Origin of the sequence: Nonomuraea glycinis (assembly GCF_035920485.1) — a bacterium.
GTDB classification, from domain to species: Bacteria; Actinomycetota; Actinomycetes; order Streptosporangiales; family Streptosporangiaceae; genus Nonomuraea; species Nonomuraea glycinis.
This window is the reverse complement of record NZ_CP109166.1, coordinates 6,854,738-6,870,563: the sequence shown is the minus strand read 5'-3', so window position 1 is coordinate 6,870,563 and position 15,826 is coordinate 6,854,738. Positions and strand designations below refer to the sequence as shown.

Genomic DNA, 15,826 nt, shown 5'->3' with positions numbered 1-15,826 from the left:
ACGCTTGACCCGTCATGGCCGTGCACGCGATCCTGCAACAGGACATCTAGGACATTATGGGAGAAACATGCTCGACAACGACGACTGGTGGCGGGACGCCGTCGTGTACCAGGTCTACCCGCGCAGCTTCGCCGACGCGAACGGCGACGGCGTGGGCGACCTGGCCGGAGTGCGCGACAAGCTGGGCTATCTGCGCCGGCTCGGCGTGGACGCCATCTGGCTGAGCCCCTTCTACACCTCGCCGATGGCCGACGGCGGCTACGACGTGGCCGACTACCGCGACGTCGATCCCCTCTTCGGCGAGCTCGCCGACTTCGACGCCCTGATCGCCGACGCGCACGCGCTGGGCATCAGGATGATCGTGGACCTGGTGCCGAACCACTCCTCCGACCGGCACCCCTGGTTCCAGGCGGGGCTGCGGGACCGCTACATCTTCCGCGACCGGCCCAACGACTGGGAGTCGATCTTCGGCGGATCGGCGTGGACCCAGGTCGCCGACGGACAGTGGTACCTCCACCTGTTCGCGCCCGAGCAGCCGGACCTCAACTGGGAGAACCCGGTGGTGCGGGCCGAGTTCCGCGACATCCTGCGGTTCTGGCTGGACCGCGGCGTCGACGGGTTCCGGATCGACGTGGCGCACGGCATGATCAAGGCGGCCGGGCTGCCGGACGTCGGGCCGAAGGAGGGCCGCCAGGCCGAGATGCTCGGCGGCGAGCAGGTGCCGTACTTCGACCAGGACGGCGTGCACGACATCTACCGCGAGTGGCGGCCGATCCTCGACTCCTACCCGGGCGGGCGGATGGCGGTGGCCGAGGCGTGGGTGTCCTCCGCCGAGCGGCTGGCCCGCTACGTCGGGCCGGACGAGCTGCACCAGGCGTTCTCGTTCGAGTTCATGATGGCCGACTTCCACGCCAAGTCCTTCCGTACGGTCATCGACAAGGCGCTGGCCGAGGCCGAGCTGGTGGGGGCGCCCACCACCTGGGTGCTGTCCAACCACGACAAGCCGCGCCACGTCACCCGGTACGGCAGCCTGGCCCGCGCCAGGGCGGCCACGCTGCTCATGCTCGCGCTGCCCGGCTCCGCCTACCTCTACAACGGCGAGGAGCTCGGCCTGCCCGACGTGCTGGACCTGCCCGACGAACTGCGGCAGGACCCGGCGTTCCGGCGCAGCGGGGAGAGCCGGGACGGCTGCCGGGTGCCGCTGCCGTGGACCGGCTCGCCCGGATGCGGCTGGCAGGACCCGTGGCTGCCGATCCCCGGCTCCTGGGCGCAGTTGTCGGCCGAGGCACAGGAGGACGACCCCGGCTCCACGCTGAGCCTCTACCGGGCCGCGCTCGACCTCCGCCGACGGCATCCGGCGCTCGGCGGCGGCACGCTGACCTGGCTCGACTCCCCCAAGGACGTGCTGGCCCTGGAGCGCTCCCCCGGCCTGGTCGTGGTGCTCAACACCGGTGAGCAGCCGGTGCGCCCCGAGTTCGGCGGGCGGGTGCTGCTGTCGAGCGGCCCCTTGGCCGACGGGGCGATCCCGCCGGACACCACGGTCTGGCTGGAGCGCTGATCACAACAGCATTGACCAAACTTTCCCTGCACGCGGGCTTCGGCGGTGACATCGGTTAGTAGCCTCAGGGCGTGTCACGCCTGTGGGCGCGCTCTTCGCGGGGACGCGTCACCGTCATCGCCTCGGCCATCGCCGCCCTGGCGCCGACCCCGTCGGCGCAGGTCGGTGTGGCCGTCGGCAAGGGCGCCATCGGCCGCCGCACCCGATCGGTACCGTCCGCCAAGACCATGAAGGTGATCGTGTTGGCCCACCTCACCGCATTCGCCGCGCTGGCCGGCTGGGCGGGCTGGGTCGCCACCGGCCGGGCCCTTCGCCCGGTGGCGACCATGCGCAGCGAGCTCGACGACGCCAACGCTCGCGATCTGAGCCGCCGGGTGACACAGCCACCCGGCGACGACGAGGTGGCGCGGCTCGCCCGGTCGGTCAACGCCACCCTGGCCAGGGTGGAACGCGCGGCGCTGCAGCAGCGGCAGTTCGCCTCGGACGCCTCGCACGAGTTGCGCACCCCGGTGGCCGGGCTGCGCGCCCAGCTGGAGACCGCGCAGCTCTATCCGGACGACACCGACCTGCAGGCGCTGGTACGCAGCGCCCTGCGCGACACCGAGCGGCTGGAGGCCATCATCGACGACCTGCTGCTGCTGGCCAAGATCGGCACGCGGGTGGACGTGGAGCGGGTGGAGTTGTCCGAGCTGGTCCGCCAGGAGCTGGCCGGGCGTACGGACAAGCTCCCCGTCCGGGTGAAGCTGTCGCGGGACGTGGCCGTCCGGGGGGTCAGGATGCAGCTCGGCAGGGTGCTGGCCAACCTGCTGGACAACGCCCAGCGCTACGGGAACAGCGAGGTGCGGGTGATCGTGACCAGGGAGGGCGACCAGGCGGTGCTGGCCGTGGAGAACGACGGCGCGGACATCCCGCTGGAGGATCGCGAGCGCATCTTCGACCGCTTCGCCCGCCTGGACGCCGCCCGCAGCCGCGACGCCGGCGGCACCGGGCTGGGCCTGGCCATCGCCCGCGACGTGGCGATCGCGCACCGGGGCGACATCCGGGTGGAGGACTGCCCCGGCTGCGCCCGCTTCGTGCTGCGCCTCCCGGCCGGGTGACCGGGGCCCGCCACCGGCCGTCCAGAGTCGCTCTACCCGATCCCCCCGGAACGTTAATGACGGGGACGCTGCCAGTTCAACCGGTCCCTCTAGCTTCTGGGTGCAACCCGGAGCACTGAGGAGTCACGTTGCGAGTCCTGGCCGTAGTTCCCGCCCGCGGAGGTTCGGCGGGCGTACCCCTGAAGAACCTCGCCCCCGTGGGCGGTGTCCCGCTGGTGGCCCGCGCGGTGCGCGCCTGCCTGCGCGCCGAGCTGGTGGACGAGGTCGTGGTCAGCACCGACCACGCGGGCATCGCCGAGGCCGCCGCGCAGGCGGGGGCGCGCGTCGTGGACCGGCCGGCGGAGCTGAGCGGCGCGACCGCCTCCAGCGAGTCCGCGGTGCTGCACGCCCTCGACGCGCTCGGCGAGGAGCCCGAGATCGTCGTGCTGGTGCAGTGCACGAGCGCGTTCATCGACCCGGAGGACCTGTCCGCGGCCGTGCGCAAGGTGCTGGACGGGGAGGCCGACGCGGTCTTCTCCGGCATGCCGACGCACGAGTTCCTGTGGACGACGGCCGGTGCGGGCATCAACCACGACCCGGCGCGGCGCCCTCGCAGGCAGGACCTGGAGGCCCAGTTCCGCGAGACGGGCGCGTTCTACGTCATGCGCACCGCGGGGCTGCGCGAGAGCGGCCACCGCTTCTTCGGCGAGATCTCCGTGCAGAGGGTGCCGTCCCGGCACGCCGTCGAGGTGGACACCCCCGAGGACCTGGAGATCGTACGGGCGCTCGCGCCGTTCGTGGACGCGCCCGAGCCGATCGACGTCGACGCCGTCATCACCGACTTCGACGGCGTGCACACCGACGACCGCGCCTACGTCGACTCCGAAGGCCGGGAGATGGTGCTGGTCAGCCGCTCCGACGGGATGGGCGTGTCGCTGCTGCTGCGTTCCGGGGTGAAGGTGCTGGTCATGTCGACCGAGCACAACCCGGTGGTGGCCGCGCGGGCGCGCAAGCTCGGCGTGCCGGTGCTGCAGGGGCTGGCGGAGAAGCGGACCGTGCTGCGCGACTGGCTGACCATCGAAGGGCTGGACCCGGCCCGCGTCGCCTACGTCGGCAACGACGTCAACGACCTGGGGCCGATGGCCGAGGTCGGCTGGCCGGTCGCGGTGCCGGACGCGCACCCGCGGGTGCGGGCCGCGGCCAGGGTGGTGCTGTCCCGGGCGGGCGGCGACGGCGCGGTGCGGGAGCTGTGCGACAGGGTCGTGGCGGCCCGGCCGGTGCCCGAGGAGCCGGCGCCGGAGGCGGCCCGGCCCCGGTTCGGCCCGGTGCGGATCGGCGACGTCCCGGTGGGTGACGGCGAGCCCGTGTACGTGATCGGCGAGATCGGCATCAACCACAACGGCGACCTCGATCTCGCGCGCCGGCTCATCGACGTGGCCGCCGACGCGGGCTGCCAGGCGGTCAAGTTCCAGAAGCGCACCCCGTCGATCTGCGTGCCGGTCGAGCAGCGTGACCAGATCAGGCAGACGCCGTGGGGCGAGATGACCTACCTGGAGTACAAGGAGCGCACCGAGTTCGGCCACGACGAGTACCGGCAGATCGCCAAGTACTGCGACGAGCGGGGCCTGCACTGGTTCGCCTCGCCGTGGGACGTGCCGTCGGTGGAATTCCTGGAGGAGATGGACGTACCGGTGCACAAGGTGGCCTCGGCCAGCGTCTCCGACCACGAGCTGCTGCGCGCCCTGGCCGCCACCGGCAAGCCGATCATCCTGTCGACCGGCATGTCGACGCTGTCGGAGATCGACGCGGCGGTGCGGATCCTCGGCACCGACAACCTGATCATGATGCACGCCACGTCCACCTACCCCCTCCCGCCGGAGGAGGCCAACCTGCGGACGATCACCACGCTCAAGGACCGCTACGGCGTGCCGGTCGGCTACTCCGGGCACGAGCGCGGCCTGCAGATCTCCCTGGCCGCGGTCACGCTGGGCGCGGTCTGCGTGGAGCGGCACATCACCCTCGACCGCACCATGTGGGGCTCGGACCACGCGGCGTCCCTGGAGCCCGCCGGGCTGGAGCACCTGGTGCGCGACATCCGCATCATCGAGCAGGCCCTGGGCGACGGCGTCAAGCGCGTCTTCCCCGGCGAGGAGGCCCCGAAGGCCCGCCTGCGCCGCGTGACCGTCTGACCGCCCCCGGCCGGTGCGGGCCCGTCCCGCGCGTGGAGACCATATTGATCACTCTCTCGGTCGTCGTGCCGGTGCGCGACGGCGAGCGGTACCTCGCGGACGCGCTCGCCTCGCTCCGCCGTAACGCCCGGCACGACTTCGAGTACATCGTGGTGGACGACGGGTCGGTGGACGCCACCGGGGACATCGCCGAGGACGTCCGGGCCGTGCTGCCCGGCCTGGAGGTGCTCCGCAACCCGGTGCCCCTGGGCCTGGCGGACGCCCGCAACGCCGGGCTGGCGGCCGCGTCCGGCCGGTACGTCACGTTCCTGGACGGCGATGACTGGCTCGCCCCCGGCTATCTGGCCCGGCTCGTCGAGGCGGCCGACGGGCTCGGCTGCGACTTCGTACGCACCGACCATGTGCAGGTGGAGGGCCGTAAGCGGGTGGTGCATCGGGCTCCGCTGGCGCGGCGGGGCTCGGTGCACGACCCTCGGGAGGCGATCCTGCCCGCCGGGGTGCGCACCATGGTGGACTACCCGTACGCGTGGGCGGGCGTCTACCGGCGCTCGCTCGGCGACCTGCTGCACTTCCCCGGCTCGCTGCACACGGCGGAGGACCGGCCGTGGATCTGGCGGCTGCACACGCGGGCGGCGACGTTCGCGGTGGTGTCGCTGGCCGGGGTGTTCTACCGGCGGCAGGTCTCCGGCTCGCTGACGCAGGTGGGCGACGAGCGGCAGTTGCACTTCTTCGACGCCTTCGAGCTGGTGTTCAAGGACCTGGAGGAGCGGTTCCTGCCCAAGGCGGTGCGGAACTTCTGCGCGCTGCTGGCCCACCATCTGGAGCTCGCCGACCGGTTCACGCCGGAGCTCCGGGCCCGCTTCGAGGAACGCGGCGCGCAACTGGCGGGCACGCTGCCGGTCGCGATGGTGGCCGAGGCGGTGTCGGGGATGTCCGCCGAGCGCGCGGCGGTGCTGCGGGCGCTGCTGCCCGGCCTGCCCGCCGATGCCCGCGTGCGCCGTGTCCAGGAGGATTCATGACGACCGTCTTCTACGCCTCGACCCTGTTCGGCGCCATGTCGCTGGCCGCCGCCATCGACGACGGCCGCTTCGGCGCGGGCCGCAAGGTGCTGCTGGTGTCGAACAACGCGGCGATCCCCGAGGTGGCGACGCCGCTGGACGCCACTCCGGGCTTCGCGGTGCTGCGCTCCCGCTTCGACGAGGTGCACTCCTGGAACGACCTGATCCACCCGCTGCACCCGTCGGACTGGCGGGCCAGGGTGATCGAGGTGCCGATGCTGGAGCGCCTCCTCAACGCCCGGCTCGGCCTGGGCACGGTGGCCGAGCTGGTGCTGGAGTCGATCGCGGTCGCGCCGGCGCGCACCATCGCGGGCCTGGTGCGCGACTGCCCCATCACCGTCTACTCCGACGGGCTGATGAGCTACGGCACCACCCGCGACCCGCTGCCTGCCGAGATCTTCCGGCGCGTCACCCGCCTGCTGTACCTGGACCTCGTCCCCGGCCTGACGCCGCTGCTGCTCACCGAGTACGGCGTCCCCGCCGCGACGATCCCCGAGGCGGCCTTCCTGGCGGTGGTGGCCGAGGTCACCGCGACCGCCCCGGACATGCTCGCCGCCGAGGCGATGATCCTCGGCCAGTATCTGTCGGCGCTGGAGATCGTCACCCCGCAGGAGGAGGCGGACCTGCACGAGGCGATGCTGCGCGGCCTGGCGGCCCGCGGTCACCGCACCGTCGTGTTCAAGCCGCATCCGGCGGCGGGCCGCAGGCACGCCCAGTTGCTGCGCGCCGCGGCCGCGCCGATGGGCGTGCGGCTGCTGGTGGCCGGGGAGAGTGTCCCGGCCGAGGTCTGCTTCGCCGCGCTCCGCCCCGAGCTGGTGGTCGGCTGTTTCTCCACCGCGCTGCTCACGGCCGGCCGCTACTTCGGCCTCCAGGTGGCCACGCACGGCACGGAGCTGATCCTGGACCGCCTGACGCCCTACGAGAACAGCAACCGGATCCCGGTCACCATCGCCGACGCCCTGCTGCCCCGGATGGGGGCCGACGGCGCCCTCGACCGGCCGGCGGAGCCGGACATCCAGGCTCTGGTGAGCGCGGTCGGCTACTGCATGCAGGCGGACGCCTATCCCGGCCTGCGCCCGGACTCGATCGACTTCGATCCGCGCTACTTCAAGCGCAGGCGACTGGAAGCACTGGACCTGCTGGCGCCCCCGGAGCCGAAGAAGCCCCTGAGCCGCTTCCGCAGACGACTCAGATCGGCCCTGTGATCAGGCGCGCGCCTCCAGCAGACGGCTCAGGTGCTGTGATCAGGCGCGCGCCTTCAGCGGGCGGCTCAGGTGCTGTGATCAGGCGCGCGCCTTCAGCGGGCGGTTCGGGTGGCCCGTACAGGCTTCAGGAGCGTACCTTCAGGTAGCGGCGGACGCGGCGGCCGGCGCGCAGCATGGTCGGCGGGATCTCCACCCGCAGGCGGGCGCGGCGGCGGGCGGTGGCGTGCTCGGTCCCGTCGAGGAGCGACCTGGCGGGCATCCGGGGCCGGGAGATCACCAGCCCGGCCAGCAGCCCCGCCCAGTCGTCGCGCCCGGCGGGGTGGAAGTAGTTCGCCGCGCACCAGGCCGGCTCCGCCTTGCGGAAGTCGCCCGCGGCCAGGTCGTCCAGGGTGCCGAGCAGGCCGCTGCCCTCGAACACCACGTTGATCATCTGGGCGCTGACGCCGAAGTCGCTCAGCACGAGCAGCGGCACGTCCTGGGCGATGGCCTCCAGCGCCGCCGTGGAGCTGACGGTGACGAACCCAGCCGCGCGCGAAAGGTGCTCCCGCATCGAGCCCGCCTCGAACCGCAGCCTGCCCGGCTCCCCCATCTCGCGCCAGAGCCGCTGGTAGTGGTGGCGCTCGCGGTGGGTCTGCTGCTCGTCCTCCAGAGCGCGCAGCTTCACCACCACGTCCAGGTCCGGCCGGCGCCCGGCCAGCTCGGCCAGGGAGCGCAGCACGCGCTCGCGGTCGCCGCGGGCGCGCGGCACCTTGGCCTGGGTGGCGAACACCACCCGGTTCCCGCCGGCTCCCTGCGCGTCCGGGCGCAGGAACGGCAGCCTGGCCAGCCCGACCGCCCCTCCCCCGCCCAGCCGGGAGGCGATGGCGGCGAACTCGGCCACCTCACGCTCGCTGTGCACCACGAACAGGTCGCAGCCGCTGCGGAACAGCCACGCCTTCTCAGTGGCGGGCACCGAGATGCCGGGCAGTCCCGTGACGAACACCGGGCGGGGCCGCAGCCCTCGCAGCACCTCGGCCACCAGCACGTCCACGACCGGACCGGTGCAGGCCACCAGGATCACGTCGGGGCCGGACCGTTCGGCCGCGCGGCGCACCGCCCGCGCCGACAGCACTGGCGGCGGCGGACGCTCGCCGACGGCGGCGGCGATCTGCGCCGGCGACGGGGCGATCGGGGTGCGCACCACCACCAGCTCGCTCTCGCAGCCCGCCGGCAGGTCGCCCAGCAGGCAGGCCGCCCATTTCAGATACGAGTCGGAGTCGGCGACCGCCAGCACTCTCACCCCGTCACTCCTGTCACTTCGGTCACTTGCGTGAGATGCGAGCGCAGCGCGGGAGCCGCCCTGCTGGTCCACCATTCGTCGGGCACGTCGACCGGCTCCACCGTGACGCCGCGCGGGCCGAGCAGCACCCGCAGCGAGGAGATCGCGGTGGAGGGCAGGCTGACCACCCGCTGGCCGGGGTCGAGGCCGCGCAGTGTCAGCTCGGCGGGCACGCCGGGCTCGTGCACGGTGATGCCGGCCCGCTCCCGGATCAGCGCCAGATCCACCGGGTCCTCCCGGCGGTGCGGGTAGTAGGCGAGCGGCTCCTGCTCGGCCAGGTCCATCAGCCAGCGCAGGTAACGGTCGCGGCGTACCAGGCCGTTCCTGACCAGCGAGGTGCCGAGGACGACGGTCCGCTCGGCGGGGCCGGGCTCGGCGAGCGGCTGAGCGCGCAGCCAGTCGAAGTCATGACGGACGAGCTCGACGCCCGCCCGCTCGACGGCGAGCGCCAGCTCGCCGGAGACGGGCAGCGCGGTGAACACCGTGACGCGCCCGAGGCGCAGCCGGGCGGCCGCGGCCAGCCCCAGCGCCGCACGGAGCGCTCCCGGCCGGGCCCGCGCGCGCAGCAGCGGCCGGTACGGTCCCGCCGCCAGCAGCTCCAGCAGCCGGATCGTGGCCAGCCCGTCGTCCACGACCACGATGCGGCCGGGAACGGAGGTGAGCCAGCGCAGCTGCACCTTGCCGGAGAAGGCGTCGCCGACGGCCCGCAGCCGGTGCGGCATGCGCTCGCGCGGCTCGGCCAGCTCAAGGCCCTCGGGCAGGGTGAGGTGGCCCAGCTCCCGCCGGGTCGCCTTCAGCGCGCGCAGCTTCGCGCGGGGCACGACCGTGGTGGCCGGCCCCAGCACCCCCGCGTGGTGGGCCTCGACGGCGCACAGCATCTGGAGGGGGGACTCCACCCAGGCCGACGCCTGTTTGACCACTTGTTCTCCCAGCCCGTGGGTAAGCCCGTGCAGGACCGCTTCAAGCTAGCCCGGCCTGCTTAAGCAGCCAGAAACGGGACGTGAACAATGAAGGGTATGAACTCGCTACGGCTCTATCGAGACGGCGCCGAAATCCCGCAGCTCGGCTTCGGCGTCTACCAGGTGCCCGACGACGAGGCCGAGCGGGCGGTGCGGACCGCGCTGGAGATCGGCTACCGGCACATCGACACCGCCACGCTCTACCAGAACGAGGAGGGCGTCGGGCGCGCGGTGCGCTCCTCCGGGATCCCGCGCGAGAAGGTGTTCGTCACCACCAAGCTGTGGAACTCCGACCACGACCGGGTGCCGCAGGCCTTCGACGAGAGCCTGGCCAGGCTCGGCATGGACTACGTCGACCTCTACCTCATCCACTGGCCGGCGCCGAAGCAGAACCGGTACGTGCAGGCCTGGCGTGAGGTGGAGAAGATCTACCGGGACGGCCGGGCCAAGGCGATCGGGGTGTCCAACTTCACCGTCGAGACCCTCACCCGGCTCATGGACGAGACCGACGTCATCCCCTGCATCAACCAGATCGAGCTGCACCCGTACCTGCAGCAGCAGAAGATGCGCGAGTTCCACGACAAGAACGGGATCCTCACCGAGGCGTGGGGCCCGATCGGCCAGGGTCAGGGCCTGCTCCAGGAGCCCGCGCTCGCGGTGCTGTCGGACAAGCACGGCCGTACGCCCGCGCAGATCGTGCTGCGCTGGCACATCCAGCTGGGCAACGTGGTCATCCCCAAGTCCGTCACCCCCTCGCGGATCAAGGAGAACCTCTCGGTGTTCGACTTCATCCTCGATCATGAGGACATGGCGGCCATCGGAGCGCTGAACGCGGGCAGGAGACTCGGCCCCGACCCCGACCATCTGGGGTGAATTCCGCCAGATACCACAAGACCGCATAAATCAGTACGCTTCCGTCGTGAATCTACTTAACTGGGGCATAGCGGCAACTGGTGGTATCGCTCGGACCGTGGGCGCGGTGATCGCCGCCGAGCCGGGGATGCGGGTGGCCGCCGTCGGCTCCCGCGACCTTGGCAGGGCCAAGGCGATGGCCGCGACGCTGGGCGCGGAGTCGGCCTACGGCTCCTACGCCGAGCTGTGCGCCGATCCCGGGATCGACGCCGTCTACGTGGCCACCCCGCACGCCCAGCATCTGGAGGTGGCCGAGGCCGCGATCGCGGCGGGCAAGGCGGTGCTCTGCGAGAAGCCGCTGGCCGCCACCATGGCCGACGCCGAGCGGATGGTCCGCCTGGCCCGCGAGGCCGGGGTTTTCCTGATGGAAGCGATGTGGATGCGGTTCAACCCGCTCATCCAGTCGCTGGCCGCCGACCCCCGCTTCGGGGAGATCCGCTCGGTGCAGGCCTCCTTCGGGTTCGCGCTGCCCTACGATCCCGCGCACCGGCTGTGGGCGCCGGAGCTCGGCGGCGGCGCGCTGCTGGACCTGGGCATCTACCCGCTCGGGCTGGCCCAGCTCCTGCTCGGCATGCCGTCCGGCCTGACCATGACGGGCTCGCTGGCGCCCTCGGGAGTGGACGCGGAGGCCGGTGGGACGCTCGTCTACCCGGACGGCCGGCGGGCGCTGGTGGACTGCTCGCTGCTGGCCACCTATCCCAACGCCGCCAGCGTGGTGGGCACCGGGATGCGCGCCGACATCGAGACACCGTTCTGGGCGCCGCGGCGGATGGTGCTCAGCGGGCCGGCCATGGAGCCGGAAGTGCACGAGCTCGACCCCGCGGACAACGGCTACGCCGGAGAGATCCGCGAGGTCAGGGATGCCTTGACCGAAGGGCGGACCGAGAGCGCGATCATGCCTCTTGACGAAAGCCTTGCCATGATGGGGCTCCTGGCCGACGCGCGACGACAAATCTCCTAGCTGGGGGTTTATGGACTTGTAATCCTCTTGCCGTCTGTATTACCTTGTGGGGCATTCGCGGCATACGTCCGGTTTGTCCGTTCGTTGCCGAACCATCGCACCACGTTTCACAGGACCGTCCTGTGACCGCTGAATCCGCTTCAGGGCGGAACCGGGGACCCACGTCCTTTGGGGTGAATCGGCGCCATCGTGCGCCGTAGGGCAGCTTCCACGCCCGAACCCGTCAGCTAACCCGGTAAGCGGCATGGAAGCAAGGAGTAAACCCCCTCGATGGCGAAGAACAGTTTTTGTCGTGCCCTGAAGCCCGAGAACCTCCGCGCCGCCCTTGGCGCCACCATCATCGTCACCGCCCTCGGCACCGCCACCGTCCCCGCCTACGCCAGCCCCGGGTCCGCCAGCGCCCAGGAGGACCAGCAGAACAGGCCGGACGACACCAACAAGATCAAGGTGACCGCCTCCCAGGTCCTGGAGCTCGCCAGGCAGCAGGTCGGCACCTCCGAGAACGCCCGAGGCGGCGGCACCAAGTTCCAGCAGTGGTACGCCCGGTCACCCCGGGCCATGGAGACCGTACGGCGTGACGGAGGCAACCCCTCCGCTTACCTGAACGCCGCCTGGTGCGCGATGTTCGTCTCCTGGGTCGGCGAGCACACCGGCGCCCGCCCCCAGGTCGGCTGGGACGCCTACACCGTGACGCACGCCCGATGGTTCCGCAACAACGGCCGCTGGGGCACCACCCCCAAGCCCGGCGCGGTCGTCTTCTTCGCCTGGAACGGCGGCAAGACCATCAGCTCCATCCAGCACGTCGGCTTCGTCGTCAAGGACAACAAGAACGGCACGATCTCCACGATCGAGGGCAACACCGGCAACGGCGCCGTCGAGGAGCGGGTCCGGCCGAAGTCCCAGGTCGTCGGCTACGGTTACCCGGAGTATGCCGCCTGATGGCGTACACCTGACCTGGCGGGGCTTTACCCGCCGTTGGGAGCGCGCATCCTCACCGAGGGTGCGCGCTCCCGTCTTTCTCCGGGAAGATCCCCGTACGCGTGTCGATTCGCCCGCCGGTGGTTCGACGTGTCGATGAGGAGGCTCGCCGGGAGCCTCCCCGAGGAGGGATCTCGCCGTGAAGTTCATGATCGTGGGCAAGGCCAACGAGGAGACCGAGGCCGACGCGCTGCCCAGCCCGGAGCTCGTCGCCGACATGCACGCCTACAACGAGTCCCTGGTGAAGGCGGGCGTGCTGCTGGCGGCCGAAGGGCTCTACGCCAGTTCGCACGGCGCGCAGATCGCCTACAGCGGCGGCAAGGCGCGGGTGATCGACGGCCCGTTCGCCGAAGCCAAGGAGCTCATCGCCGGGTTCTGGCTGATCCAGGTCAAGTCTCGGGAGGAAGCGATCGAATGGGCGCTGCGCGTCCCCGTGCCGCCGGGCCATGACGGCGTCGGGCTCGACGTCTGGCGGGTCTACGACCCGACGGACACGCCCGACCCGTCCTTGAGCCCGGAGGCGGCCCACCACGAGGCGGCGCTGCGCGAGCGACTGGAGGACGACCGACCATCCTGATCGGAGTCGTTCGAGGGTGACTTGCGCCGGGCTGTCCGGGCTGTTGTCATAGGCCGATGACCGCTTCGCAGACCCATCAGGCGATCGAGGCGGTGTGGCGGATCGAGGCCGCCAGGCTCATCGCCGGGCTGACCCGGCTGGTGCGAGACATCGGGCTCGCGGAGGAGCTGGCGCAGGACGCGCTGGTCGCGGCGCTGGAGCAGTGGCCGGAGTCCGGGGTGCCGAGCAACCCGGGCGCCTGGCTCATGACCGTGTCCAAGCGACGGGCCATCGACATGATCCGCCGCGAGGAGCGTTTCGAGCGCAAGCTGATCGAGATCGGCCGCGCCGAGCTGGCGGAGCTCGCCGACGAGGACCACCTGCCCGAGGTCGGCGAGATCGAGGACGACCTGCTGCGGCTGGTGTTCACCGCGTGCCATCCGGTGCTGCCCACCGAGGCCAGGGTGGCGCTCACCCTGCGGGTGCTCGGCGGGCTGTCCACCGAGGAGATCGCCCGCGCGTTCCTGGTGCCGGAGCCGACGCTCGCGCAGCGCATCGTGCGGGCCAAGCGGACGCTGGCCGCCCGGCGGGTGCCGTTCGAGGTGCCGCAGGGTGACGAGCTCGCCGGCCGGCTCTCGTCCGTGCTGGAGGTCATCTACCTGATCTTCAACGAGGGCTACGCCGCGACGGCCGGCGACGACTGGATGCGGCCCGGCCTCTGCGCGGACGCACTGCGGCTCGGCCGGGTGCTGGCGAGCCTGATGCCGAAGGAGCCCGAGGTGCACGGGCTGGTGGCGCTGATGGAGATCCAGGCCTCCCGCTCGGCCTCGCGCGTGGGCCCGTCGGGCGAGCCGGTGCTGCTGCTGGAGCAGGACCGGACCGGCTGGGACCGGCTGCTCATCGGCCGCGGCCTGACCGCGCTCGGCCGGGCCGAGGAGCTCGGCGGCGAGCTGGGCCCGTACGCGCTGCAGGCCGCCATCGCCGCCTGCCACGCGCGGGCGCTCACCGCCGAGGAGACCGACTGGGCGCGCATCGCGGCGCTGTACGAGTCACTGGCGAGGATCTCGCGCTCGCCGGTGGTCGAGCTCAACCGCGCGGTGGCGCTGAGCATGGCCTACGGGCCCGCCGCCGGGCTGGCGCTGGTGGAGCAGATCGTGGACGATCCGGCGCTGAAGGGCTACCACCTGCTGCCGAGCGTACGCGGAGACCTGCTGGTCAAGCTGGGGCGCCGGGCGGAGGCCCGCGCCGAGTTCGAGCGGGCGGCGGGCCTGACGCGCAACGAGCGCGAGCGCGAACTCCTGAGAGAGCGCGCCGCCGACTGCGGCTGAGGCACGTCGCCCGCTGCGGCCGGCGCTGAGGCCGCCCGCTGCGGCGGAGGCTGAGGTGCGCCGCCCGCCGAGGCTGCGGCTCAGGACACCGCTCGCTACGGCGGAAGCCGTCGTTTTCGCCCCCGCGAACGCCCGCATGGGCCGTCGTGGTGCGGAATCGGTGCGGTTGTGATGGGAGCGCTCCCAAAGGGCTAAATAGGCTCTATAGCCTGAAAAATCCTTTTCTGGGAGGTCAAACTACCCCATAGGTAACGGTTGAGTTTCGGCACGTTGACGCCCGCACGCCGTACGGGCACTCTTGTGGGAGCGCTCCCAAAGACCTCCACTCGCGGGACTGTCGCGATCTCACCTCCCACGATCCACACCCAAAAGGGGTACGGAATGACGAACCACAAGCGCTCCGTCGTGACCGGTGTCCTGGTCACCGCACTGGCCGCCGTGACGGCCGCCTGCGGGGGCGACGCGACGCCGGCGTCCCCGGCCGGTGCGACGGCGGCAGCCGAGCCGGTCACGATCAACGTGCACACCTTCGGCGCCGGCGAGAACTTCGGCTACGACGCGGCCGTCGAGAAGTGGAACGCCGAGCACCCGAACATTCAGATCAAGTACTCCAACCTGACCGACAGGTTCGAGGACGTCTACCTGCCGCAGCTGCTGCAGCGCCTGCAGGCCGGCAGCGGCGCCGGCGACGTCGTCGGCATCGACGAGGGCGCGATGGGCCTGCTGGCCGCCCGCCCGCAGTTCTTCACCGACCTCGGCGAGCACGGCCTGCAGGACCGCAAGGCCGACTTCCCCGCCGCCAAGTGGGAGACGGGCGTCAACGCCGACGGCAAGCTGTTCGCGCTCGGCACCGACATCGGCGGCATGACGATGTGCTACCGCAAGGACCTGTTCGAGAAGGCCGGCCTGCCCACCGACCGCGAAGAGGTCGCCAAGCTGTGGCCGGACTGGAACGCCTACCTCGAAGCGGGCAAGAAGTTCCAGGCGGCGACCAAGGACGCCAAGTGGATGGACGGCCCCAACACCATCTACAACGTGATCCTCGCGCAGGAGGCGCCGAAGAACGGCAACGTCTCCTACTTCGACAAGAGCAACCAGCTCGTCCTCGAGACCAACCCGGCGGTCAAGACGTCCTTCGACTGGGTGCAGCGCTTCAGCAAGGAAGGGCTGACCGCCAAGCTGCAGGCCTTCACCCCGCCGTGGACCAAGGCCATCAAGGGCGGCGGCTTCGCCACCATGGGCTGCCCGGCGTGGATGCTCGGCGTCATCTCCGGCGCGGCCGGTGAGAGCAACAAGGGCAACTGGGACGTGGCGGCGGTGCCGGGCGGCACCGGTAACTGGGGCGGCTCCTGGCTGGCCGTGCCCAAGCAGACCAAGCACCCCAAGGAAGCCGCCGAGGTGCTGAACTACCTCACCGGCAAGGACGGCCACATCGCGGCCTTCAAGGAGGCGGGCGCCTTCCCGAGCTCCCTCCCCGCCCAGCAGGACCCTGAGGTCGCCGGGCTGAAGAACGAGTACTTCAACGACGTGCCGACCGGTGAGATCTTCTCCGCCTCGGTGAAGGACCTGCAGCCGGTGTTCCTGGGCGAGAAGCACGCTCAGGTGAAGACGTCGGTGGAGAAGGTGCTCGAAGGCATGGACCAGGGCGCGGTGAGCTACGAAGAGGCCTGGTCCAAGTTCACGGCCGCGGGCGTCAAGGCAGCGGGCTGACCCCTCGCCGCCCTCTGG

General features: G+C 71.5%; 13 protein-coding genes and 1 riboswitch. Of the genes, 11 read left to right on the top strand and 2 right to left on the bottom strand.

What is annotated here, in order from left to right; all coding sequences use genetic code 11:
- Window positions 1–67 precede the first annotated feature (67 nt).
- The 5 genes from OHA68_RS32275 to OHA68_RS32255 all read left to right on the top strand — a co-directional run bounded on the left by OHA68_RS32275 (window position 68) and on the right by OHA68_RS32255 (window position 7,086).
- Entirely contained in the window at window positions 68–1,558 is a 1,491-nt protein-coding gene (locus OHA68_RS32275) for a glycoside hydrolase family 13 protein (protein ID WP_327103604.1), read from the top strand.
- 71 nt (window positions 1,559–1,629) lie between these two features.
- On the top strand, window positions 1,630–2,655 hold the full coding sequence (locus OHA68_RS32270; RefSeq protein ID WP_327103603.1) for a sensor histidine kinase: 1,026 nt from the start codon (window positions 1,630–1,632) through the stop codon (window positions 2,653–2,655).
- A gap of 128 nt (window positions 2,656–2,783) precedes the next feature.
- Window positions 2,784–4,823, top strand: coding sequence for an N-acetylneuraminate synthase family protein (locus OHA68_RS32265; protein WP_327103602.1), 2,040 nt, complete (start codon window positions 2,784–2,786; stop codon window positions 4,821–4,823).
- Window positions 4,824–4,867: 44 nt separating this feature from the next.
- Window positions 4,868–5,842: a glycosyltransferase family 2 protein gene (locus OHA68_RS32260; protein WP_327103601.1), complete on the top strand. Its 975-nt coding sequence runs from the start codon at window positions 4,868–4,870 to the stop codon at window positions 5,840–5,842.
- On the top strand, window positions 5,839–7,086 hold the full coding sequence (locus tag OHA68_RS32255; RefSeq protein WP_327103600.1) for a polysialyltransferase family glycosyltransferase: 1,248 nt from the start codon (window positions 5,839–5,841) through the stop codon (window positions 7,084–7,086). Before OHA68_RS32260 ends, OHA68_RS32255 begins: the two co-directional genes overlap by 4 nt.
- Before the next feature lie 124 nt (window positions 7,087–7,210).
- On the opposite strand, the gene OHA68_RS32250 is transcribed toward OHA68_RS32255, so the two are convergent.
- The gene (locus OHA68_RS32250; protein ID WP_327103598.1) at window positions 7,211–8,365 is read right to left on the bottom strand and encodes a DUF6716 putative glycosyltransferase; all 1,155 of its coding nucleotides are present in this window, start codon (window positions 8,363–8,365) and stop codon (window positions 7,211–7,213) included.
- Window positions 8,362–9,324: a hypothetical protein gene (locus OHA68_RS32245; RefSeq protein WP_327103597.1), complete on the bottom strand. Its 963-nt coding sequence runs from the start codon at window positions 9,322–9,324 to the stop codon at window positions 8,362–8,364. The genes OHA68_RS32250 and OHA68_RS32245 overlap by 4 nt, the downstream gene beginning before the upstream one ends.
- A 96-nt stretch (window positions 9,325–9,420) precedes the next feature.
- Here OHA68_RS32245 and OHA68_RS32240 point away from each other — a divergent pair, with 96 nt between their 5' ends.
- The 6 genes from OHA68_RS32240 (at window position 9,421) to OHA68_RS32215 (ending at window position 15,808) form a co-directional block, all read left to right on the top strand.
- Entirely contained in the window at window positions 9,421–10,236 is an 816-nt protein-coding gene (locus OHA68_RS32240; protein ID WP_327103596.1) for an aldo/keto reductase, read from the top strand.
- A 46-nt stretch (window positions 10,237–10,282) separates the two neighbouring features.
- Window positions 10,283–11,236 carry a Gfo/Idh/MocA family protein gene (locus OHA68_RS32235; protein ID WP_327103595.1) on the top strand — a complete coding sequence of 318 codons (954 nt, stop codon included), beginning with the start codon at window positions 10,283–10,285 and terminating at the stop codon, window positions 11,234–11,236.
- Between the two features lie 117 nt (window positions 11,237–11,353).
- Window positions 11,354–11,493, top strand: a riboswitch (cyclic di-AMP (ydaO/yuaA leader).
- A gap of 13 nt (window positions 11,494–11,506) precedes the next feature.
- Complete coding sequence (locus OHA68_RS32230; protein ID WP_327103594.1) at window positions 11,507–12,175, top strand: CHAP domain-containing protein; 669 nt, start codon at window positions 11,507–11,509, stop codon at window positions 12,173–12,175.
- 187 nt (window positions 12,176–12,362) lie between these two features.
- Window positions 12,363–12,791: a YciI family protein gene (locus OHA68_RS32225; RefSeq protein WP_327109585.1), complete on the top strand. Its 429-nt coding sequence runs from the start codon at window positions 12,363–12,365 to the stop codon at window positions 12,789–12,791.
- Window positions 12,792–12,847: 56 nt separating this feature from the next.
- Window positions 12,848–14,098, top strand: coding sequence for an RNA polymerase sigma factor (locus OHA68_RS32220; protein WP_327103593.1), 1,251 nt, complete (start codon window positions 12,848–12,850; stop codon window positions 14,096–14,098).
- Window positions 14,099–14,479: 381 nt separating this feature from the next.
- Complete coding sequence (locus OHA68_RS32215; RefSeq protein ID WP_327103592.1) at window positions 14,480–15,808, top strand: ABC transporter substrate-binding protein; 1,329 nt, start codon at window positions 14,480–14,482, stop codon at window positions 15,806–15,808.
- The last annotated feature ends 18 nt before the right edge of the window (window positions 15,809–15,826 follow it).